Source organism: Gracilimonas sp., assembly GCF_040218225.1.
In the GTDB taxonomy this organism is placed as follows: Bacteria; Bacteroidota; Rhodothermia; order Balneolales; family Balneolaceae; genus Gracilimonas.
The window spans coordinates 361281-382131 of sequence record NZ_JAVJQO010000004.1; the positions used below are offsets into that span (position 1 = coordinate 361281).

Annotated in this window: 20 protein-coding genes; 10 read left to right on the top strand and 10 right to left on the bottom strand. The window is 43.0% G+C overall.

Translation table 11 applies throughout. The annotated features are described in order from the left end of the window. Positions 1–3 precede the first annotated feature (3 nt). Together RIB15_RS05585 and RIB15_RS05590 are read right to left on the bottom strand one after the other, a co-directional pair. The gene (locus RIB15_RS05585; RefSeq protein WP_350201164.1) at positions 4–576 is read right to left on the bottom strand and encodes an AraC family transcriptional regulator; all 573 of its coding nucleotides are present in this window, start codon (positions 574–576) and stop codon (positions 4–6) included. A gap of 164 nt (positions 577–740) precedes the next feature. After that, on the bottom strand, positions 741–1103 hold the full coding sequence (locus tag RIB15_RS05590; RefSeq protein ID WP_350201165.1) for a VOC family protein: 363 nt from the start codon (positions 1101–1103) through the stop codon (positions 741–743). A 145-nt stretch (positions 1104–1248) separates the two neighbouring features. On the opposite strand from RIB15_RS05590, the gene RIB15_RS05595 reads away from it, so the two are divergent. From RIB15_RS05595 to RIB15_RS05610, 4 genes are all read left to right on the top strand, one after another. Next, entirely contained in the window at positions 1249–2091 is an 843-nt protein-coding gene (locus RIB15_RS05595) for a restriction endonuclease (RefSeq protein ID WP_350201166.1), read from the top strand. A 63-nt stretch (positions 2092–2154) separates the two neighbouring features. Continuing rightward, complete coding sequence (locus RIB15_RS05600; protein ID WP_350201167.1) at positions 2155–2814, top strand: CDGSH iron-sulfur domain-containing protein; 660 nt, start codon at positions 2155–2157, stop codon at positions 2812–2814. A gap of 89 nt (positions 2815–2903) precedes the next feature. Beyond that, on the top strand, positions 2904–3278 hold the full coding sequence (locus RIB15_RS05605) for a DUF423 domain-containing protein (protein ID WP_350201168.1): 375 nt from the start codon (positions 2904–2906) through the stop codon (positions 3276–3278). Between the two features lie 21 nt (positions 3279–3299). Next, on the top strand, positions 3300–3650 hold the full coding sequence (locus RIB15_RS05610; RefSeq protein ID WP_350201169.1) for an MmcQ/YjbR family DNA-binding protein: 351 nt from the start codon (positions 3300–3302) through the stop codon (positions 3648–3650). On the opposite strand, the gene RIB15_RS05615 is transcribed toward RIB15_RS05610, so the two are convergent. Continuing rightward, positions 3639–3953, bottom strand: coding sequence for a DUF6787 family protein (locus RIB15_RS05615; RefSeq protein ID WP_350201170.1), 315 nt, complete (start codon positions 3951–3953; stop codon positions 3639–3641). The genes RIB15_RS05610 and RIB15_RS05615 overlap by 12 nt on opposite strands. A gap of 187 nt (positions 3954–4140) precedes the next feature. Between RIB15_RS05615 and RIB15_RS05620 the strand changes: the two genes are divergently transcribed. Then, on the top strand, positions 4141–4761 hold the full coding sequence (locus tag RIB15_RS05620) for an MIP/aquaporin family protein (RefSeq protein WP_350201171.1): 621 nt from the start codon (positions 4141–4143) through the stop codon (positions 4759–4761). On the opposite strand, the gene RIB15_RS05625 is transcribed toward RIB15_RS05620, so the two are convergent. Both RIB15_RS05625 and RIB15_RS05630 read right to left on the bottom strand, forming a co-directional pair. After that, positions 4733–6139, bottom strand: a complete 1407-nt coding sequence (locus RIB15_RS05625; RefSeq protein WP_350201172.1) for a sensor histidine kinase — start codon at positions 6137–6139, stop codon at positions 4733–4735. The genes RIB15_RS05620 and RIB15_RS05625 overlap by 29 nt on opposite strands. Further along, the gene (locus tag RIB15_RS05630; RefSeq protein WP_350201173.1) at positions 6136–6837 is read right to left on the bottom strand and encodes a response regulator transcription factor; all 702 of its coding nucleotides are present in this window, start codon (positions 6835–6837) and stop codon (positions 6136–6138) included. The genes RIB15_RS05625 and RIB15_RS05630 overlap by 4 nt, the downstream gene beginning before the upstream one ends. A gap of 52 nt (positions 6838–6889) precedes the next feature. On the opposite strand from RIB15_RS05630, the gene RIB15_RS05635 reads away from it, so the two are divergent. Then, positions 6890–7687 carry an SDR family oxidoreductase gene (locus tag RIB15_RS05635; RefSeq protein ID WP_350201174.1) on the top strand — a complete coding sequence of 266 codons (798 nt, stop codon included), beginning with the start codon at positions 6890–6892 and terminating at the stop codon, positions 7685–7687. Positions 7688–7747: 60 nt separating this feature from the next. Here RIB15_RS05635 and RIB15_RS05640 read toward each other — a convergent pair whose 3' ends face one another. Beyond that, complete coding sequence (locus RIB15_RS05640) at positions 7748–8647, bottom strand: DUF58 domain-containing protein (protein WP_350201175.1); 900 nt, start codon at positions 8645–8647, stop codon at positions 7748–7750. A gap of 138 nt (positions 8648–8785) precedes the next feature. On the opposite strand from RIB15_RS05640, the gene RIB15_RS05645 reads away from it, so the two are divergent. Genes RIB15_RS05645 through RIB15_RS05655 form a run of 3 tightly spaced genes read left to right on the top strand, consistent with a single transcriptional unit; the run spans position 8786 to position 12146 of the window. Continuing rightward, a complete protein-coding gene (locus tag RIB15_RS05645) occupies positions 8786–10198 on the top strand; it encodes an SLC13 family permease (RefSeq protein ID WP_350201176.1) in 1413 nt (470 codons plus the stop codon). A gap of 10 nt (positions 10199–10208) precedes the next feature. Then, entirely contained in the window at positions 10209–10706 is a 498-nt protein-coding gene (locus tag RIB15_RS05650) for a response regulator (protein WP_350201177.1), read from the top strand. A gap of 6 nt (positions 10707–10712) precedes the next feature. Beyond that, positions 10713–12146 (top strand): ATP-binding protein, encoded by a 1434-nt coding sequence (locus tag RIB15_RS05655; protein WP_350201178.1) that lies wholly within the window; start codon positions 10713–10715, stop codon positions 12144–12146. On the opposite strand, the gene recQ is transcribed toward RIB15_RS05655, so the two are convergent. From recQ to carA, 4 genes are all read right to left on the bottom strand, one after another. Beyond that, complete coding sequence (recQ, locus tag RIB15_RS05660) at positions 12143–14323, bottom strand: DNA helicase RecQ (RefSeq protein ID WP_350201179.1); 2181 nt, start codon at positions 14321–14323, stop codon at positions 12143–12145. The genes RIB15_RS05655 and recQ overlap by 4 nt on opposite strands. 225 nt (positions 14324–14548) lie before the next feature. Beyond that, complete coding sequence (tnpA, locus tag RIB15_RS05665; protein WP_350201180.1) at positions 14549–15001, bottom strand: IS200/IS605 family transposase; 453 nt, start codon at positions 14999–15001, stop codon at positions 14549–14551. A gap of 218 nt (positions 15002–15219) precedes the next feature. Then, positions 15220–18048 carry a carbamoyl-phosphate synthase large subunit gene (carB, locus tag RIB15_RS05670; RefSeq protein WP_350201181.1) on the bottom strand — a complete coding sequence of 943 codons (2829 nt, stop codon included), beginning with the start codon at positions 18046–18048 and terminating at the stop codon, positions 15220–15222. A gap of 93 nt (positions 18049–18141) precedes the next feature. Further along, the gene (gene carA / locus RIB15_RS05675; RefSeq protein WP_350201182.1) at positions 18142–19245 is read right to left on the bottom strand and encodes a glutamine-hydrolyzing carbamoyl-phosphate synthase small subunit; all 1104 of its coding nucleotides are present in this window, start codon (positions 19243–19245) and stop codon (positions 18142–18144) included. Between the two features lie 484 nt (positions 19246–19729). Between carA and RIB15_RS05680 the strand changes: the two genes are divergently transcribed. Continuing rightward, positions 19730–20701: a hypothetical protein gene (locus tag RIB15_RS05680; RefSeq protein WP_350201183.1), complete on the top strand. Its 972-nt coding sequence runs from the start codon at positions 19730–19732 to the stop codon at positions 20699–20701. Positions 20702–20851 lie beyond the last annotated feature (150 nt).

Below are 20851 nucleotides of genomic sequence, written 5' to 3' on the forward strand. Positions count from 1 at the left end.
CTTCTAAATTTTATCGAGGGCTTTTCGCTCTGGGTTTTGCAGCTTCTGATAGTCACTCATACTCATGCCCGTAATCTCTTTAAATTGCCGGGACAAGTGCTGAAGATTTTTATACCCCAGCTGGTAGGCAATTTCGCTGAAGCTAAGATTTCCGTATTCCACCCGTTCTTTGGCTTTTTCAATTTTGAGCCGGATGAAGTACTTCTCAATGGTAACTTCTTCTTTCTTTGAAAAAGCACGGGAAATGGTAGCATAACTTTTAGCCAGGTGTGTAGCCAGAAAATCAGACAGTGAAGTCTCATCGGTTTCAAGCTTTCCGGACTCCACCCATTCAATCAGGGTGGTTTTTACTTTTTCAACAAGAATGGAGTCGTCATCTTTCAATAAACCGAAGTTAAACCGATCCAATTCTTTTTCGATTTCCCGAAGAGTTGGGTGTTCTCCATTGCGGGTTACTTCAGCTTTGCCGAGTTGTACGTGGTTTACTTCTAGCCCAAGTGCAGTGAGAGCCGTCTCAATAACCATCTCGCAGCGGCCACAGACCATATTTTTTATATGCAGTGTCATTTTTTCCATGGTGTCAATGTAAACAGAAGTGGAAGTAACTGCATTCAGCCAAAAAATGTGTTACAAAATTCGGAAAAAAACTTACTGGATTATGAATATTCAATATCCAACACTGAATGATGATTGAAGAAGTAAACCTCTTTGAATATTGGTTCTTGAATATTCTTGTTTGGTTATTCGACCCCCTTGTCTGACCAAACCGCAAACTCATTCCCGCTGGGTTCAATGAAATGAAAGCGACGTCCGCCTGGAAAAGAAAAAATATCCTTTATGATTTTTCCGCCTGCTGCTTTAACTTTTTGCTGTGTCGACTCTAACTCAGAGCTATAAAAAATTACAAGGGCCCCTCCGGCTTCAGTCGTTGATTTCTTTTCTGATTTAAAGAACCCGCCATTGATTCCTTCATTGGCAAAGTCACAATATTCCGGGCCATAGTCCGTGAACTTCCAGCCAAAAGCTTTGCTAAAAAATTTCTTGGTAGCCTCAAGATTAGATGACGGGAACTCTACATAATCGATTTTTTCGTGCTTGCTCATGTCTCACCCTTTTATTTAATCGTTCGAATGAATGTAATCACTATCCTTTAAAAAGCTATCTTTTAGGAAATATTCCAGTTACTCTGGAACTCATACTGACGTTTCTTTTAATTACTTTCCGGAATAATATTCACCAGAAGTTACCATGGAACCATTCAATGTTATTAAAGCGACCGGTGAAGAGGAAAGATTTAGTATATCTAAGTTAAAAAAATCTCTGAGCAATGCCGGTGCCCAGCCACAAACCATTAAACTCCTGATCAATAATTTAGATGAAAACGGGTTTTTCAGGAATGGCATCACAACAAAAGAATTGTACCGGGAAGCTTACCGTATGCTTAAACAAAACTCTCATCGAGTTGCCAGTCGCTACAAGCTAAAGGAAGCATTACTTGAGCTTGGGCCGTCAGGTTACCCTTTCGAAGTGCTGATTTCTGAAATATTCACCAAGCTTGGTTATAGCACAGAAGTTGGCTCCGTTGTTCGTGGCAAATGCGTCTCCCATGAAATAGATGTAATCGCACAAGATGAGAGTGAAGTGTTTATGATGGAATGTAAATTTCATAACAGAAAAGATCATCACTGCAATGTTACTATTCCCTTATATGTACAAGCCCGCTTTCAGGATGTGTCTGATACCTGGGCAGCAGATTCAAAGCTTAAAAAGAAGAAACCCTCAAGTTACATAGTTACAAATACTCGCTTCACGAAAGACGCCATGGATTATGCTGAGTGTATGCAGATGAAATTATTAAGCTGGGACTACCCTCAAAAGCAGGGACTACGCACTCTCATTGAAAAGACACATATTCACCCTGTTACCGTTCTTTCAAGCCTTACAAAAAAGGAAACCATGAAGTTACTCAATAAAAATATAGTTCACTGTGAGCAGCTTCTCGCTAACAAAAGCATACTTGAAGAACTTCAATTTAGTCACTCTAAAAAAACTACCATCTTAAAAGAGGCTGAAGACCTGTGCTCAGATTAACAAGCTTGGTTTGATGTAGCTGCTTCATTATAATCTGATATTCATTAACACAAGAAATTCATCATGAAGAAAAAAGTACTTTCATATTCAACAGACGAAATAGAAGTTAGCTGGGATAAAGAGCGATGCATCCATGCTGAAGAATGTGTACATGGTCTGCCTAATGTTTTTGATCCTAAGAAAAAACCGTGGATTCAGCCTGAGCATACTTCAACCGATGACCTTATAGAAGTTATTGAGCGCTGTCCGACTGGGGCTTTACACTATGAATTAATGAAATCGGACAAGGCTGAGCAGCCTCCTGAACAAAATGTTATTACCATAGAGAAAGATGGGCCCATTTATATACATGGTGAAGTCGTAATTCGAGATATGGATGAAAACATAGTGCTTCAAGATACGCGGGTTGCCATGTGCCGATGCGGAAAGTCAAAAAACAAACCCTTATGCGATAATTCTCACATCGAAGCTGGATTTAAAGCCGATACGACCTATAACGTGGAACGACTCAGGACAGAACCTGTGAACGGAAAGGGCGGAGAACTTTCCATCAAGCTATTTGATAACGCTCCGTTTCTGGTTCAGGGTAATTATGACTTAGTTGGAGAGGAAACCGGAACGGAAACCTGCAGCAAAAAAATGAGTTTTTGTCGTTGCGGAGGATCTCAAACCAAGCCGTTTTGCGATGGCACCCATAAGAAAATTGGCTTTGTTTCTGAGTAAATCTGTGTCGTTATTGGTTATTCGTTAATAGATGATTTGTTAATTTGACAGCAAATCTATTTACCTAATCACCAATAACCATTAACGAAATGTCGAATCCTAAAATCATCATCGCAATTGCTGCTTTTTTGCTTGCCATCGCTGTAGCTGCAGGAGCATTTGGCGCTCATGCCTTAAAAAGCAGCCTAACTCCTGAGCGACTTGAAACCTGGCAAACAGCTGTTCAATATCATGCATGGCATGCTCTTGGTTTAATGTTGATTGCCTTGATTGGCACTCAGTTTCAAATCGTAGTAACCTGGCCGGCCACATTAATTTTGGCCGGGATTCTCATTTTTTCAGGAAGTTTATACGTGTTATGCTTGTCTGGGATTAGCTGGTTCGGGGCTATAACACCCATTGGAGGCGTGGCCTTTATTACTGGGTGGATTTTATTTGGTGTACAACTGTTTAAGACACCCTGATTTTTCACACAATAGCGCTGTATGCACATCGAGGGATTTTATAATTACTGTCTTTCTCTGCCCGGAGTTTCTGAGGACTTTCCATTTGGTGAAGACACGCTCGTTTTTAAGGTGATGGGGAAAATGTTTGCCTTAACGGATATTGAAACGTTTGAGAGCATCAACCTAAAGTGCGATCCGGTTCGTGCTATTGAATTACGCGCCGCATATGAGGAAGTGAAACCTGGTTATCACATGAACAAAAAACATTGGAATACGGTGAGCACCACGGGGCTGCTGGAAGACGATTTCCTAAAAGAGCTTATTAAGCATTCCTATGATTTGGTTGTAGCCAAACTTCCAAAAAAAGAACGGGACAAACTAACTTCCTGATCCTGATTTTCCTGGTATTAAACGACTCATCATCTTTTTAAAGAATCCCCAGAAAAACTCAAACTGACCAAATAAAGCCCCATAGATGAGTAGAAAAATATTGTAGAGCGGCAGTATGGTTACAAGCCAAACAATTGCCTTAAGCCAGAAAGGGTCAGAGTCGATAATACCAACTAAATTAAAAACGAAACGTCTGGCATAAAGAGCCGTAAAGCCCGTGCAGGCAAATACAATTAGGATTATCAGTACCTGCCCGTTGCTGGTTATTCCCCAGCGGGATTTTAATTTTTGAAGTAATTCCATCAATAAAGTTTTATTTGTCAAAAAATATCCTTTTTCTAAGCCTATATGAAGTCAAATAGTTAGATTTATTTGTAGGAATTTTTTACAAAAATACTCATTTGGCTTCTTGCAATTCCTGCTTTCGGCAGGTAGTTTCAGTTGAAAGGAAGGATATTCGGAGATTTTTTTGAAGACTAACAATCAGGGTATGCATTCATATGTAATGGAAGCGGTTGGTGCCTTTTTTCTTGTATTGGTATTTGGTTTTACAGGAAATGCACTCGCCATTGGTTTAACCTTAATGGCTTTGGTTTATATAGGCTCCCGGGTTTCAGGCGCCCATTTTAATCCTGCCGTCTCTTTGGCATTTTTCTTAAAGAGAAGGCTTTCGGCTACCGAGTTTGCAGGATACCTGATTGCCCAACTTTTTGGTGCTTTTGTTGCAGCATCGGCTATTTTCTTTCTTTCCACTTCTGTTTTTTATGTTGAACCGCCTGCAACTACTAATTTATACCAGCAAGCATTTGCTGAGGTCCTTTTTACTTTCATCTTTGTACTGGTAATGCTCACTCTTACCATCACCAAAAGCTTTCGTAAAACCAATCTTTCTGGTTTAGCAATAGGTCTTACTTTTGGCGGAATGCTTATGGTTGCGACTCCGGTTTCCGGAGGCATCTTAAACCCTGCGACCTCCATAGGAACAGCAGGCTTCGATCTCATTCAGGGTGGAAATTCTATTATTCACTCTCTGCTATATACGCTTGCACCCCTTACTGGTGGAGCGCTGGCCGCTTTTTCATTTAGCTATTTTCATGGAGTGGAAGCCTAAAATAAAACCGGCTTCCTGAGTCTTCTTCGCTCTCTACCTTTATATCGCTTTGATGAGCGTTCAAAATCCCTTTTACAACAGACAATCCTAAACCCGTTCCACCCTTATCCCTTGAACGTGCCTTATCTGTGCGGTAAAAACGATCAAATAAGCGCTCCAAATGCTCTTTTCCTATTCCAGGACCGGTATCTTTCACAGACACTTCAATGAGTTCGTCTTTTTGCTCAAACCCAACCTCGACCTTTCCCTCTTGTGTATATTTAATCGCATTAGAAATCAGGTTATCCATCACCTGTTCAATTTTATCGGGATCTGCATTTACTGTATACGATTTCAGGTTTTTAGCCTTTAAAGCGAGTCCTTTTTCCTGCGCCAATGGTTGATATACCGTCATTACCTCATCAACAACTTCCTTTAAATCAAAATTTACACGGTTGATAAAGCTCTCATCAAAGTCATATCGCTGAAGTGTTTTGATATCCTCAAATAGCCGGGCCACTCTCTTAATCTGCTTTTGAGCCGTTACCATGTATTGCTTTTTCTTCTCGGGCTGAAGGTTTTCCAGCTGTAACATTTCAAGCGCTCCCGAGATAGTATGAAGCGGATTTCTGACTTCATGGGTTATGTCTGCAAAAAACTGACTTTGCTTTTCATTGAGCCGCTTTAATTTCTCATTATCGGCACGGAGCGTTCCAGCCATATGGTTTAAAGAGTCGGCCAGCGTCCCAAATTCATCATTCCTGTTCAGATCAATTTTGCGATCCAGGTTTCCTTTGGCAATATCGAGGGCGGCCTCATTCAGCCGCTGGATGGGCGCTGCCATATAGCGGGCAAATAAAATGCTAACGATAATTACAGCTCCAATGGAGAAAAACATTCCTGCATAAATTATATGCCTGATACTAGCTACTGCTGCATAATATTGGCTCTTATCCTGGCTAATCCTCAGGTATTGGGCTGCGTTATCGGATTGCCCCAAATCAACATAGGCAATAAGTTTTTCAGGGTTTTCATCAGTGCGAATAAGAGGATCACCATCTTCACGTTCCAGTTGTGACAGTAAATCTTCTTCCAGGTATGGAGCAACATCTTCGAACGCATAGTCAGGGAAGGTTAGAAAACGAATTCCGCTTTTATCATAAACCGCCATCTCATAGCGTGACAGCTGAGCCTGCCGCTGGATTTTATCGTCAAAAAGTGCATTGTCTTTGAAACTCCCTGCTGCCAACGCCAGCGAAAGTGCGTCTTTTTCAAACTGCTCTACACCCTCATCTAACAAAAAACTTCGAATCGTTAATATGGAATATGCACTAATGGTGATGATCCCGATAATAAGCAGGATGATATACGTCCACGCCAGTTTGGATCTGATTTTCATGCGTGAAGAAACTCTTTATTGAAACCATAGCCCACGCCCCGGTAGGTTTTAATCAACTTACCTTCGTCACCCATTTTTAACCGGAGGTTTTTAACATGTACATCTACAGTCCGATCAAACACATATTTTTCCTCGTCCGATATCTTCTCTAAAATCTGCTGCCGGCTATATACCAGCTTTGGGTTTTGGAATATCATTTCCGCAATGGTGTATTCGGTATGTGTTAAATCCATGAGCTCTTCGTTGATGTACATTTCCTTAGAATCCAGATCTAAATACACATGTCCATACTGTATCCAATTACTCTTTTCCGGAGATCGCCGGCGCAGCTGCGTCTCAACATGTGCTTTAACCAGGTTCAGACTTGCCGGCTTTTTGATGTAGTCATCAGCACCGAGTTCCAATCCCTCTATTTCATCTTTTTCTTCATCGCGGGCAGTCAGGAAAAGAACCGGTATTTCATATACCACCGGGTGCTTACGTATATGCCTGCAAATCTCTTTGCCATCGTGATACGGAACCATAATGTCGAGAATCGCCAGATGCAGGTCGTTGGCGTTATCGTCAATTAGCTCAATGGCCTTCTTGCCATCTTTGGCCCAGAGAACCTCATAGTTATTAAGTTCGAGAAAGTTCGCCAGCATTTCGCCCGATTCTTCCTCGTCTTCCACCAACAGGATTGTATGTTTGTTGCTCATGATTAATTAAGGTCTGAAAATGTTAACTTCCTCCAAAAATCAGAATTTACACATGAATTACCAAGGAAAAACCGTTTGGATTACCGGAGCTTCTTCAGGAATAGGAGAAGCCTTTGCCCGGGCATTCTATAAAGAAGGGGCTAACCTGATTTTATCTTCCCGGAGGCATGAGGTTCTTGAAGATGTAAAAAACAGTCTTGGAGAAGATACCTCTAATGTAAAAATTATACTTCTGGACTTGATGGATGGCGATTCTTTCCCCAAAAAGGCCAACGAAGCCATAGCTGCATTTGGTCAGATTGATGTTCTGATTAATAACGGAGGGGTGAGCCAGCGGTCAACCGTGATGGAATCTGAAATGAGCACGTTTCGGCGACTGATGGAAATCAATTATTTTGGATCTGTTGGATTGACTAAAGAAGTGTTGCCACATATGGTGGAGCGAAATTCGGGTCACATTGTTGTAACAAGCAGTGTGGCTGGTAAAATTGGCACCAAATTCCGTTCAGGTTATGCGGGAAGTAAACACGCTGTTCAGGGATTTTTTAATTCCCTTCGCCAGGAAATGTATGAACATAATGTAGCAGTCACGTTACTCTGCCCCGGATTTATTAAAACCAACATCTCCAAAAATGCCTTAACCGGAGACGGAACCAAATTTGATAAAATGGGAGATGCCCACTCCAAAGCCATGACGGCTGATGAAATGGTATCCAAGGTGATGCCAAAGATTAAGGCTCAGAAAGAAGAAATTTACGTGACGGGAATTAAAGAAAAGTTAGCCCTTTGGGTACAGCGGTTTTCTCCAACGCTGTTGAATAAGATTTTGAAAAATCAGAAGGTCACGTAGTCTCGTTCGTTATTGATGAATCGTTATGAGAAATCGATTCACGAATAATGATTAACGAACTCACCCCAAACGCTTCCGCTTTATGAGATAGGCTAGCAAAGACTGGTCAAACTGGCCTTGTGTATCCATTTCAGCGAAATCGATTTCAAACTCACTACAGGCCATCCTGAATTTCTTGGTGTATTCTTCCACTTTCTTCTGGTAATCTTCGCGAACCTGAGCGGGCAGTACTTCCACTTCACCGTCTAATTCCATGTCTTCAAATACAAACCTTCGATCTGGAAAATCCAGATCCCGTTCGCTTTTCTTTTCCAGCACATTGAATAGTAACACCTCGTGCTTTCGGTGGCGAAGGTGCTTCAGGGCCGAAATAATTTCTTCGTGTTCATCAATGTTCTCAAATAGATCAGTGATTATCACCACCAGGCTCCGGTGACTTAATCGTTCTGCCACTTCATGAATGGCCTGGGCTGAGGCGGTCTTACGCTTTTCCTGATCCTTCTTTTCTTCCCGAATCAGCTCCCTTTCCAGCTCGGTATAAATTTGGCGAAGATGTGCATAAGTTGACTTTGCAGGGATGAAAGCATCTATTTTGGAATTAAACGGAATAAGTCCGCAAGCATCCCGCTGCCGGTGCATCATATACATAAGCGATGCGGCAAAGTGAATACCATAACGTAACTTTGTCCACTCCCCGAAATGCTTAAACAGCATAGACGAACTCGTGTCGAGCATCACATAAGCCCGAAGGTTGGTTTCCTCTTCATACTGCTTCACATAGAACCGCTCTTTCTTTGCATACACTTTCCAATCGATATGTTTAAAATCATCCCCCGGGTTATAAGGACGATGTTCAGCAAATTCCACGCTGAATCCATGAAAGGGACTTTTATGAAGGCCTGAAATGAATCCTTCTACAATCTTCTTTGCACGAAGTTCAAGCGAGGATAATTTTGACAATATGCTTGGTTCTAAAATCATAGTTTATGGTACTATTATTAATCTTTTATTGAAAGCCAGATTCCTCGTTAACGATTTATTTTCTTCACAAATAATTCGTATTGAACCGGTAGCTTTTGTGCATCACTCACTCATTACATGCTTTCATTCATGAACGCTACATATAAACAACTCACATCGATAATTATTGGCCTCATCGGTTTTCTGGTTCCCTTTTTGATAGAAATTCCAGGGCTTTCGGATGCCGGACACGTTGCCCTGAGCATTTTCTGCATCGCGGCTATCTTCTGGATGCTTGAGCCGGTTCCCATTTACGCAACTTCCATGTTAGTGATCTTGCTGCAGGTTTTCTTCCTGAGTAAGCAAGGCATCTTATTTCCGGAAGCTTCGGCAGATTATATCCCAACCTCCTACACCGAATTTATCGGAACCCTTGCCAATCCCATTATCATTCTATTTTTGGGAGGATTTGTCCTGGCAGATGCGGCCGTAAAGTTTGATCTCGATAAAAACTTAACCCGGGTATTACTCAAGCCGTTTGGCTCTAACCCGAAATTCATCATTCTCGGATTAATGGTGGTTACCGCTTTGCTTTCCGCCTTTATGAGTAACACCGCCACAACCGCCATGATGATGACCGTTATTCTCCCCATAATTGCCCGCACACAACCCGGCGATCCTCTCAGAATTGGTCTGGCGTTGAGCATTCCTTTTGCTGCTAATATCGGCGGAATAGCAACACCCATTGGAACACCACCTAATGCCGTGGTTATTGGGGCCCTCTCTACACAGGGTATTAACATTGCTTTTACGGATTGGATGTTGCTTGCCGCTCCGCTTGTAGCCGTTGTGTTAATTGCCAGTTGGTTTATTCTGCTTTGGATGTTCAAGCCAGCTTCAACTAAAATTGAGCTTGATATTAGCGGTTCATTTCAAAAAAATAAAGAAGCCCTCTTTGTATATCTGATTTTTGGGATTACTGTTTTACTTTGGGTTACTGAATCCCTTCACGGTGTGGGCAGCAGCATAGTAGCCCTGCTCCCTGTTGCGGCTTTATCATTAACTGGCATTTTAGATCAGGATCGTATTCGCAAACTCCCCTGGGAAGTGTTATGGCTGGTTGCCGGTGGTATTTCTTTAGGAATTTCAATGGAGAGCACCGGTCTTGCCGAATGGATTATAACCAGTATAAACTGGAGCATATTCAGCTCCATATTCCTTGTAATAGCATTCAGCCTTGTAGCCATAATTATGTCGAACTTCCTGTCTAATACTGTTTCAGCAACCCTGCTGATTCCTTTGGCGGTGAGTCTTGCTACTTCGGGAGCAGCCGGAGAGGGCTTCAGCTTAGTCCTTATTAGTTTGGTGATTGGTGTGAGTGCCAGTCTTGCCATGATGTTACCCATTTCGACACCACCCAACGCTATTGCCATGAGCACCGGAACCATGAAAACCAAACATATGACTCGCGCTGGATTCGCTGTTGGCATTTTAGGTTTGATTATGGTGACTCTTTATGCGCTGTTTTATTGGCCATTAATTTTAAATTGAGGAATCTATTATGGACGAAAAAATCTACATATTGATCGTTGAGGATGAGCTGGAAGTGATGGATGCGCTCATCAAAGACCTGGAAAAATTTGAGGAGTATTTTCCGGTTGAGTCGGCAAACAATGCTAATGAGGCGCGGGAGGTAATAGACTATATTTTAGATCATGGTCATAAAGTCGGATTGATTTTATGTGACCATGTGCTACCCGGACAAAATGGGGTAGACCTTTTGATCGATCTTCAACAAATACCTGAAGCCGCAAAAAGTAAAAAGGTTTTGGTGACAGGTCAGGCCGGACATGAAGACACTATTCTGGCCATTAACAAAGCGGATCTCGATCATTATATTGCAAAACCCTGGACTAAAGAGCAGCTTGCAGAAGTGGTAGTATCCGAGTTAACAGATTACGTAATCGCGAATGAGAAGAACCTGCTGCCTTTCATGCAAATTCTGGATTCAGGCAAACTTTCTGATGCCATGCGCAAAAATCAATTGACCGACCACTAACCCTACATGGAATCCAATCAAGGCATATCGTGGCTTAATGATACCGAAACTATTCTCCGTTTCATTCAAAGACTGGTTAGTGAGCTGGATGAACTGAAGGATCATCTTTTGGTATTGAAAGAAAATGAGGTTCTCTTTTCTCAGGGTGAACCGCTTGAAGACGTATACCTTTTACTTGAAGGGCAGGTGGTATTGACCAGAACACAAGCTGACGACAGCGAAATAACGCTAACTACCCTTAACCCCGGAAGCTTTGTAGGGCTTATTGCTTTTACGACCGGAGAGCCCACTCTCACAACTGCCAAAATTACCCAGCAGGGGTTAGCTCTTAAAATGAAGCCCCAACAATTTGAGCAGTATCTGAGTGACCATCCACGGCTCAAGCATCCACTTCAGCAACTAATGCTGAATAACATGATTCAGCGATATAAAAGTAATATCCGTTTGCAGACAAAAACGCATTTACTAAACAAAGAGCTTGGTAAAGAGCGGGATGATCTTAAAAAAGCCTATAAGCGATTGGAGGAAACGCATCAGCAGCTTATTCATCAGGAAAAAATGGCAACCCTTGGTGAGTTGGTTGCGGGATTTGCACATGAGGTCAATAATCCCGCTTCGGCCCTGATGCGATCAGCTGAAAACCTTATCGAAATTTATTCCACCTTCGAAGAATCAGATTCGACCTATAAGTTGTTCAAACTTGGCTTGCAAAGTGAGCCTCTGGACAGTGCTGAGTTGCGTAAACAAATGCTGAAGATTGAGAAGCAATTTCCCTGGGTTCATGAGCGGGCATCCGTTAGAAAACTGGCACAAATGCCGGATAATGCCTTAGAGGTTATCAAAGATCAACGTAAGAAATTAGATATCGAGAGCCTGACCAATCATTTTGAAGCGGGGCGCATGATCCACAACATTCGCATTGCCAGCAATCGTATTGCCAACCTCGTCAAAAGCCTGAAAAGCTACAGCCGGCAGGATCAAAACAAAGAGGAGTTTATTGATATCAGAGAGGGAATTAAAGACACCGTGTTGGTGCTAAGCAATCGCCTGAAATATGTAAATCTAAACCTCCACTTGAATGACATCCCAAAAACCTGTGTACAGGTGGGCGACCTGAATCAGGTTTGGACTAATATATTGGTCAATGCCTGTGATGCTCTCAATGATTCCGGTGAAATTACTATTTCAACAAAGCATTCCGATGACCAAATACTGATTGAAATCACAGACAATGGCCCGGGGATTCCTGAAGATATTATTCACCGAATTTTTGAAGCCAACTTTACCACAAAAAATCAGGGTGCTAAGTTTGGGCTGGGGTTGGGTCTGCCGATCTCTAATGAGATTATTCGGCGCTCTGGAGGAACCATTGAAGCCAAAAACCTTGATGAAGGCGGGGCCAGCTTTAGAATAAGTCTTCCCGTTAAGTCCGACTGCTAATCATTCTCTTCGTTGGCCATGTAGTACAGCTGTATAATCCGGATTTGGTCGTAACCGATTTTCTTATTCATTCGATCATAAACTACCTTCAGCATATGAGACCCTTTCTCATCAAAAATCTTGATAATTTCATCCTGCTGGCGTAATGACAGGGAAGTTGCTTCGGTAATTCCATCCAGCCTAAGGTCATTACCTTCTTTCAGATAATCCTTAAGATGGTTAAGGATGGTAACTTCTTTCACGCCATGCTCTTCAGCCAGATGACCTATTCGCTGCCCATCATTAAATGCCTTCCCAATTTGCTGGTGCAACTCTACGCTTTCCAGTTCTTCTGCTTTTTCCTGAAGCGTTTCTTCCTTCGCCTCGATGCCATGTTCGGCCGTATACTTTTTGATAATGCCAATAAATGCCGAGCCATACTTTTTGAGCTTCACATCACCTACACCATATAAGGGAAGCAGGTGTTCTTTGTCTTTCGGATAATAGTACGCCATTTCCATCAGCGTCGTGTCCGGAAAGATAGTGTAGGGAGGAATCCCTTTTTCGTCCGCCATTTTCTTCCGCTCTTTGCGGAGAATCTCGAAGAGATTTTCATCATAGGAAGCTTCAACTTCCGTAGCTACACGCGAGGCTTCTTCATCACTCAGCATGGTGCTGGTTCGGTCGAGTGTACCGTACACATTTTCATCACCTTTTAGAACAGCATCGGCTTTATCCTCCAGCTGCAATACCGCGTATTCTCCTTTGGAAAGATAGTCCTGGCGAACCAGCATTCGGGATAACTGTTCCCACTGATCTTTGGACCATTCTTTTCCTGAACCGTATGAATCCAGCTTATCATGTTCCAGCTCCAGCACTTTTTTGGCTTTTGAGCCTCTCAACACATTAATAACCTGAGTCTTCCCATATCCTTCTTCTAATTCTTTTACACAGGTAAGCAACTTTTTGGCCTGAAGGGTGAAATCTTCCACGTCCTCATCTTTAGACAGGCAGTTATCACACATTCCGCACTCGTCTTTCGGGTATTCTTCCCCAAAATATTTCATGAGTGGAATTCTGCGGCATTTTTTGGACTCAATAAACTTAAGCAGGTCATCAAGGTGTTTTTCTGCTATCTCTTTTTCCTGTCCTTCTTTTTTGTTGATGAAGTACTTGATCTTCTGCGTGTCGGCATAGCTGAAGAGCATAACACAATCGGAGCGAAGCCCATCCCGGCCCGCACGACCAATTTGCTGATAATACTGCTCGATGTTTTGCGGCATATCGTAGTGCATCACAAAACGAACATTTGGTTTATTGATTCCCATCCCAAACGCAATGGTTGCCACAATTATCTGAATGTCATCCCGTATAAACTTCCGCTGGTTGATAGCCCGGTCACGGTCGGATAAGCCCGCATGATAAGGTTTCACTGAATAGCCTTCATCTTCCAGCTCCTGATACAGTTCATCTACCTGCCGGCGGGAAGTACAGTATATAATGCCGGACTGATTTTTCCGTGTATAAAGGAAGTCTAAAACCTGGTTGGTTGGATCGTCTTTATCGGCAATTTTCAGGAACAGGTTAGGGCGATCAAAGCTTGCTATAAATTCTTCTGATTCCCCAAACTCCAGCGTTCGCATAATATCTTCCCGGACCCGGGGAGTAGCTGTAGCTGTAAGCGCCATGCAGGTAGCATCAGGGAATAATTCTTTTCGCACTTCTGCCAGCTGGCGGTAATCTGGCCGGAAATCATGCCCCCACTCTGAGATACAGTGCGCCTCATCTACCGCAAACAAATCTACTTTAATATCTTTGAGAAGATCTTTTGTTTTGTCCATTAACAAGGTTTCAGGTGCTATATACAATAGCTTGGCCTTCCCCTGCAGTACCTGACGGCGATTGTATCCATAAGCTTCCGGTGAGAGCGAGCTATTCAGATGAACCGCATTGATATCGTACTCCCGAAGTTGTTCTACCTGATCTTTCATCAGTGAAATAAGAGGAGATACCACAATGGTCAGTCCATCAAATAACAGCGCCGGAATTTGGTAGCAGAGCGATTTACCACCACCGGTGGGCATTATTACGAGTGCATCTTTTCTCTTGAGGGCCTGACTGATGATGTCTTCCTGTAGCGGTCGGAAGGTATCGTAGCCAAATGTTTCTTTTAAGGTCGTCTTCGCTTCTTTGATCACAGAATAGTTGAGTTTTTGGATTTCACAGGTCTGTTAACAGACCTTGAATTCAACGCAGCTTTAAAATTTTTAATTATCAATATTAAGATAAGGCTTTTTGAACCCCTCCTCTAAATGAAAAGCTTAATAAACTACCAAGAGCCCTGAAAGGGCTAATCCAAAAACATAGTGCGAAGCGCTATGTTAATTCCAATGTAATATGGAAGCCCCAAAGGGGCGCTGTCGTCAACCCCATAAATACCGCTCATCATAATCAACATTATACCTCTTCAACAATGTTAGATACTCTTTCTTAAAATCCCCCTTTCTGTGATGCACTTCCTGATTTTGAATATACCGTGTAACCCTGTCGACATGAGATTGAGATACTGAGAAGACCCCATATCCATCTTGCCAATAAAAATTCGCGTATCGGGCTCCTTTTGCCTTAATCCATTTTGATGAACCCTGCTTAATCTCTTGAACCAATTTCATTACAGCTACTTTTCTCGATAAGAGGCATAAAATATGAACGTGGTTTCTATGCCCACCCACTATGATGGGAGCAGACCCTAATTGTTTACAGATTCCGCCAATGTAATTATACAATTCAACTTCAATGCTCTTATCTATCATATTCTGCCTGTGTTTCGTACTGAATACAATATGAGCATATATTTTTGATAGAGATTGTGGCATAATCTTCCCCATTTTACGCCCCTTTGGGGCTCTTTCTGATTTTCGTGTTTTACATAGTGCGTTGCACTATTTTTTTTGATTATGTCCCGTTGGGACATTCATCTACTACTAATCAGTAAGAGCCACTTCAATTAGATTCCTTACAATTGAACTTGAAATCTAATCAGTCAAGAGTCACGAATCAGAGTGATCAAGTAAGGTTACATTACCCAGGCAGCCTACTTGGATAGGTATAAGCTTTTGAACTCGTATGGTTTTTTGAAGTGGTCATCGTTGAAGTCTTTGGCGAAGTAGATGCTTTCTCCAGTTGACTTCATCTCAGGCCCCAGCTCTTTTTTCACTTCAGGGAATTTATCGAAAGGGAATACCGGCTCTTTGATGGCCCAGTTTTCCAGTTTTGAAGTCAGGTCGAATTCCTTGAGCTTAGCTCCCAGCATCACTTTTACACCGATTGCCGCTTCTGGTCGCTGTGTAGCTTTAGCCAGGAACGGAATGGTTCGGGTTGTTCTTGGATTCGCCTCCAGCACATACACTTTGTCATCTTTGACGGCATATTGCACATTCAGGAAGCCGAGAATTTCCATGTTCTCCGCTATCTTAAGCTGATGGTCTTCTATCGTCTTGATGATCTCATCGCTTAGCGAATAAGGTGGTAGCACGGCTGTGGAATCTCCTGAGTGAACACCGGCCGGCTCAATATGCTGCATAATCCCGGCTATGTGAAGCTGATCGCCATCATAAACAGAGTCCACATCTACCTCTATGGCATGTTCCAGGTATTTATCAATCAGGAAGGCGTTTTCGGGGTGAGTTTTCAAAATATTTGCAACATATTTACGCAGCTCTTCCTCTTTCACGGCGATTCGCATTCCCTGTCCGCCGAGCACATAACTTGGTCGAATCAGAACCGGGTAACCGATTCTTCCGGCAATTTTTACTGCCTCTTCAACTTCTCTTGCCGTGCCATATTCCGGAAAGGGGATGTCGAGTTTCTTCAGAAACTTGGAGAATTCTCCACGGTCTTCGGCAAAATCAATCATTCCAAAATCGGTTCCGAAGATCTTTATGCCTTCTTCCACAAAACGCTTTCCAAGCTTAAGGGCTGTTTGTCCACCTACCTGAAGAATCACTCCTTCCGGTTTTTCATGGTCAATGATATCCAACACGCGCTCCCAATAAACCGGTTCAAAGTAGAGCTTATCCGCAAAATCGAAGTCCGTAGAAACCGTCTCGGGATTACAATTCACCATGATGGCTTCATACCCCATTTCTTTGGTTGCCAGCACCGCATGTGTACAGGAGTAGTCGAATTCAATCCCTTGTCCAATTCGGTTTGGGCCGCTTCCCAGAATCAATACTTTTTTCTTATCCGTGACTTCGCTTTCGTTCTCCCCCTCATATGCAGAATAGTAATAAGGCGTTTGTGCCGGGAACTCTGCTGCACAGGTATCTACCATCTTAAAGGATGGAGTTATACCGAGCTCTTTTCGTCGATCCCGGACTTTCTTATCGTCTACCTTTTCGCCGCTTTTGCTAAGCAGGTACGCGATCTGCGAATCAGAGAAGCCTGCTTGTTTCAGCTCAAAGAAATCTTCTTTAGTGATCTCCTTCAGGTTTTGGCCTTCGGTACGGTTTTCAAGGGAAACCATATATCGGATTTGTTGCAAGAACCAGGGATCTACTTTTGTGATATCTGCAATTTCTTCTACTGATGCACCTAGCTTAAAAGCGTTTCGAATCTGCATAGAACGATCCCAATACGGCTTCAGCAAACGCTCTCGTACTGTCTTTCGATCAAATTCTTCGTAGCCATCAGCCCCGAGACCATCCCGGCCTACTTCCAGTGATTGCCAGGCTTTGTTCAGCGCTTCCGGAAAGTTTCGCCCAATTGACATCACTTCACCCACAGCTTTCATCTGGGTTGATAGCTCTTCATCCACACCAGGGAATTTATCAAAGTTGAATCGGGGTATTTTACATACCACATAATCTATACTTGGTTCAAAGCATGCCGAGGTAGTTCCCGTAATCTGATTTTTTAGTTCATCCAATGTATAGCCGACTGCCAGCTTGGTGGCTACTTTTGCAATCGGGTATCCAGTCGCTTTTGACGCCAATGCTGATGAGCGACTCACCCGAGGGTTGATCTCAATCGCCACCAGCCGGTCTGACCCCGGCTCCATCGCGAACTGCACATTACAGCCACCGGCAAACGTCCCGATCGAACGCATCATCTTGATCGCAGAATCACGCATATGCTGCAGTTGCTTATCCGTCAGGGTTTGGGTTGGAGCCACCGTCACAGAATCTCCGGTATGTACGCCCATCGGATCCATATTCTCGATAGAACAAATGATAATCACGTTGTCATTGGCATCACGAAGAAGCTCCAATTCGTATTCCTTCCAGCCAAAAATGGATTCTTCAATAAGCACCTGATGAACCGGACTTAACTCTAATCCGCGAAGTACTTTTCGTTCAAATTCATCTTCATTCCAAACAATACCACCTCCGGCGCCCCCCATGGTAAATGAAGGTCGAATCACAATGGGCAAACCGCCCAGCTCTTCAACAATTTCTTTCGCATCCAGTAGGGATTGAGCGGTACGGCTTCGACACTGCTCAATTCCAATTTCTTCCATTTTATCCCGGAAAAGCTGCCGATCTTCCGTCAGCTCTACCGCATCAATATCTACACCAATAATCTGGATATCATTTTCTTTCCAGAAGTTCTCTTTTTCCAAATCCCGGCAGAGGTTCAACCCCGTCTGACCACCCATAGTTGGCAGTACTGCGTCCGGTTTTTCTTTGGCCACAATTTCCCTGATCGAATCCGTAGTCATGGGAAGCATATACACTGCATCCGCCATAATAGGATCGGTCATAATGGTAGCCGGATTTGAATTGATAAGTACAATCTCGTAGCCTTCTTCCTGCAGCGAGCGGCAAGCTTGAGATCCAGAGTAATCAAATTCACAGGCCTGACCAATTACAATAGGTCCGGAGCCAATAATCAGAATTTTGTTGATGTCGTCGCGTCTGGGCATGAGTTTCGTTCGTAATTATTTGTTAGTGGTAAATAGATTGTTGGTGATGGATGGTTTTTGACGAAGGACGATTGACCGCCGGCCGTCATTTGCTTACTTATGTTCTTTCATCATGTCGATGAATTGATCGAACAAGTAGGCTGAGTCATGCGGACCGGGAGATGCTTCGGGGTGATACTGAACCGAAAAGCCCGGGAAGTTCTTAAACTTCAGGCCTTCAATCGTGCCGTCATTCAGATTGATATGCGTTACCTCGGCTATTTTATCGTCCAGGGAATCTTCATCTACTGCGAAACCATGGTTTTGAGTTGAAATCTCAACTAGTCCGGTGCCAAGGTTTTTTACGGGTTGATTTGCTCCCCGGTGACCGACAAACATCTTTTTGGTCTTCAGGCCTTCATTCAGCGCCATCAGCTGATGACCGAGGCAAATCCCAAAGACCGGTTTTCCGCTTTTTTTGGCAAAGTCTACCGTTTCAAGAGCGTACTCAGCTGTTGCTGTAGGATCTCCCGGGCCATTGGAGAAAAAGTATCCATCTGCCTCCCAGGCTTTTACTTCCTCAACCGGAGTTTTGGCCGGAAACACTCTCAATGTGCAACCTCGTTTATTCAGGTTGTTGATAATGTTTTGCTTGATGCCATAGTCAAAAGCGGCTACACGGAATTCATCTTCTCCATTTACCGTTTGCGCTTCAGAGCGGGTTACTTTGGAAGCCAGCTCCAGGCCTTCCATATCGTCCCAGTCTTTGGCCATCTGCACCAGTTTCTTCTCATCAAGTTCGGTACTGGAGATCACAGCATTCATTACTCCTTTTTCCCGTATGTGGCGAACCAATTTTCGGGTGTCTACTCCTGATATTCCGGTAATTTCATTGTCTTCGAGATATTCCTGGAGGCTTCGGTCAGCCATGGGGTTGCTGTATTCCCATGAAAAGGCTCGGGTGATAACTCCGGCCACCATCACCTTGCGGGCTTCATCATCCCGGGGCATGGTTCCGTAATTTCCAATATGCGGATAGGTCATCATCATGAGCTGACCGTAGTAACTCGGGTCGGTGAAAATTTCCTGGTAGCCTGTCATGCTGGTATTAAAGCATAACTCGCCACCGGTAATTCCTTCGTGTCCAACGGCCTGGCCGTGAACAACGGTACCATCGCTGAGTGCAAGTATGGCTTTTTTCTGTGGGCGTAGTGACATGGATTAGATGTATTTCGGGTTTAGTGAGTTTGGTTGATAAGAGGTTGCAAACACGGTGTTTGCAACAGGAAAGGCATTCGATAAAGTTTTCAGACCAAAAAAAATCCGACTGCGAATACCGCGCCGGATTTTGAAAATGATATTGGGAAATGGAAATGCCATCAATCGCGCGACCTCCATTTTTGGGTGCGCGGTGGCAGTGCTTCAAAACTATGGATTGCTAAAAAGGTAATTGGAGTGAATGCTTGTTTGAAGTTTTCCTAAGATACGGAGCGCGGAGATTGGATTCAATTTTGATTCTGAGTTTTAATCATTATTTCATAGACCAAAGTATTTTTGGCAACTATTTGTACCGTCGCTTTTAAAAAGAGGTGGGCAAGAATTATGATGTTAAGCGATAATTAACTATGATAAACTAAACTCTCTTATACCTGTAGTTTTGTGGTTTCTGTTTTGAGGGAAATAACAACAAAAAAGGGCCACAATGAAAACATTACTATCGGTATTTCTCGTCTTTTCTGTAATATTATTTTTATCCCATTCTGAAAAAGCACATGCACAAGATTTTAGTCAACTTGATGCCGTCACTTATAATTCGACCAGTAAAACCTGGTACTTCTTTTCCGGACAGCAGTACCTGAGAAAAAAACGAGGTGAGGATGTGGAAGGTCCATTCCCTATGAGCCAATGGGATGGCTGGGATCAATTAAGATGGCCAAAAGTTTCTTCTGTGGTTTATAATGCTTCGTCAAAAACATATTACTTTTTTGGCGGGCCTTACTATGCCCGCAAACCGTATGGCAAACCCATTGAAGCGGCAAAACCTGTGCAAGGCAATTGGGAAAATTATCCAACAGGCAGAGTGACAAGCGTTGAGCGTGGTGGAAGAACATGGGAAGGACCTATAGGCCCTGATGCGGTTGTTTATAATGAAGAGTCTAAAATCTACTATTTTTTTAAAGGGAATTTTTATGCCCGCAAGGCTTATGGAAAGGGATTTGATCAGCCAAGACCTACTTTATATACAGGCCGTTCAAAAATCATTGAACCTGAGTGGTATGAAGAGGCCGGCGCTGGAATTGTAAATGGAGTTATTAATTTATTTGATGCGCATGCTACAGGAGACACAGAGAATGACGAATATATATCCGATGGAGGAACCCAAAGAATTCCGCCAAACAATTTTGGTACTTTTTGGCCAGAGCAATGGAAGATTGCTAATTACCCCCAACTGCTTAATGCCTGGAAAGAACCAAAGGGTATTTGGGAAATAGCCGGAGCCGTATTTAACCCTGACCTAAACAAGTACTATTTTTTTGTAAACATTCCGGATTATGCGGATCCATCTAATAGCATCGGTATTGCTTATTGGACTAAACCCTTTGGTAAGGCTGAAGCTTCTAGTGTGACCAGAATTAAAGAGGGTGGATTTGCTAAAGGCTGGCCCGACTTTTAGCGATAGTAGTTTCCTTTGGAGTGACAGAAAAACCAGCAGTATTAATTTCACAAATTTAGAAAATGCATGAAATACTGCTCTCTTATGCGAAATATTGTTTGGGGATAAGTAGGAAATGAAATCTATAAACATCTCCAAACAATCAATGCA

Excerpts from the sequence above, each read along its gene's own strand:
- RIB15_RS05605 (WP_350201168.1), top strand. The coding sequence starts at position 2,904 with ATGTCGAATCCTAAAATCATCATCGCAATTGCTGCTTTTTTGCTTGCC.
- RIB15_RS05620 (WP_350201171.1), top strand. The coding sequence starts at position 4,141 with ATGCATTCATATGTAATGGAAGCGGTTGGTGCCTTTTTTCTTGTATTG.
- RIB15_RS05655 (WP_350201178.1), top strand. The coding sequence starts at position 10,713 with ATGGAATCCAATCAAGGCATATCGTGGCTTAATGATACCGAAACTATT.
- RIB15_RS05635 (WP_350201174.1), top strand. The coding sequence starts at position 6,890 with ATGAATTACCAAGGAAAAACCGTTTGGATTACCGGAGCTTCTTCAGGA.
- RIB15_RS05615 (WP_350201170.1), bottom strand. The coding sequence starts at position 3,953 with ATGGAATTACTTCAAAAATTAAAATCCCGCTGGGGAATAACCAGCAAC.
- RIB15_RS05610 (WP_350201169.1), top strand. The coding sequence starts at position 3,300 with ATGCACATCGAGGGATTTTATAATTACTGTCTTTCTCTGCCCGGAGTT.
- carB (WP_350201181.1), bottom strand. The coding sequence starts at position 18,048 with ATGCCCAGACGCGACGACATCAACAAAATTCTGATTATTGGCTCCGGA.
- tnpA (WP_350201180.1), bottom strand. The coding sequence starts at position 15,001 with ATGCCACAATCTCTATCAAAAATATATGCTCATATTGTATTCAGTACG.
- RIB15_RS05595 (WP_350201166.1), top strand. The coding sequence starts at position 1,249 with ATGGAACCATTCAATGTTATTAAAGCGACCGGTGAAGAGGAAAGATTT.
- RIB15_RS05630 (WP_350201173.1), bottom strand. The coding sequence starts at position 6,837 with ATGAGCAACAAACATACAATCCTGTTGGTGGAAGACGAGGAAGAATCG.
- RIB15_RS05645 (WP_350201176.1), top strand. The coding sequence starts at position 8,786 with ATGCTTTCATTCATGAACGCTACATATAAACAACTCACATCGATAATT.
- RIB15_RS05590 (WP_350201165.1), bottom strand. The coding sequence starts at position 1,103 with ATGAGCAAGCACGAAAAAATCGATTATGTAGAGTTCCCGTCATCTAAT.
- RIB15_RS05585 (WP_350201164.1), bottom strand. The coding sequence starts at position 576 with ATGGAAAAAATGACACTGCATATAAAAAATATGGTCTGTGGCCGCTGC.
- RIB15_RS05600 (WP_350201167.1), top strand. The coding sequence starts at position 2,155 with ATGAAGAAAAAAGTACTTTCATATTCAACAGACGAAATAGAAGTTAGC.
- RIB15_RS05625 (WP_350201172.1), bottom strand. The coding sequence starts at position 6,139 with ATGAAAATCAGATCCAAACTGGCGTGGACGTATATCATCCTGCTTATT.
- RIB15_RS05680 (WP_350201183.1), top strand. The coding sequence starts at position 19,730 with ATGAAAACATTACTATCGGTATTTCTCGTCTTTTCTGTAATATTATTT.
- carA (WP_350201182.1), bottom strand. The coding sequence starts at position 19,245 with ATGTCACTACGCCCACAGAAAAAAGCCATACTTGCACTCAGCGATGGT.
- RIB15_RS05650 (WP_350201177.1), top strand. The coding sequence starts at position 10,209 with ATGGACGAAAAAATCTACATATTGATCGTTGAGGATGAGCTGGAAGTG.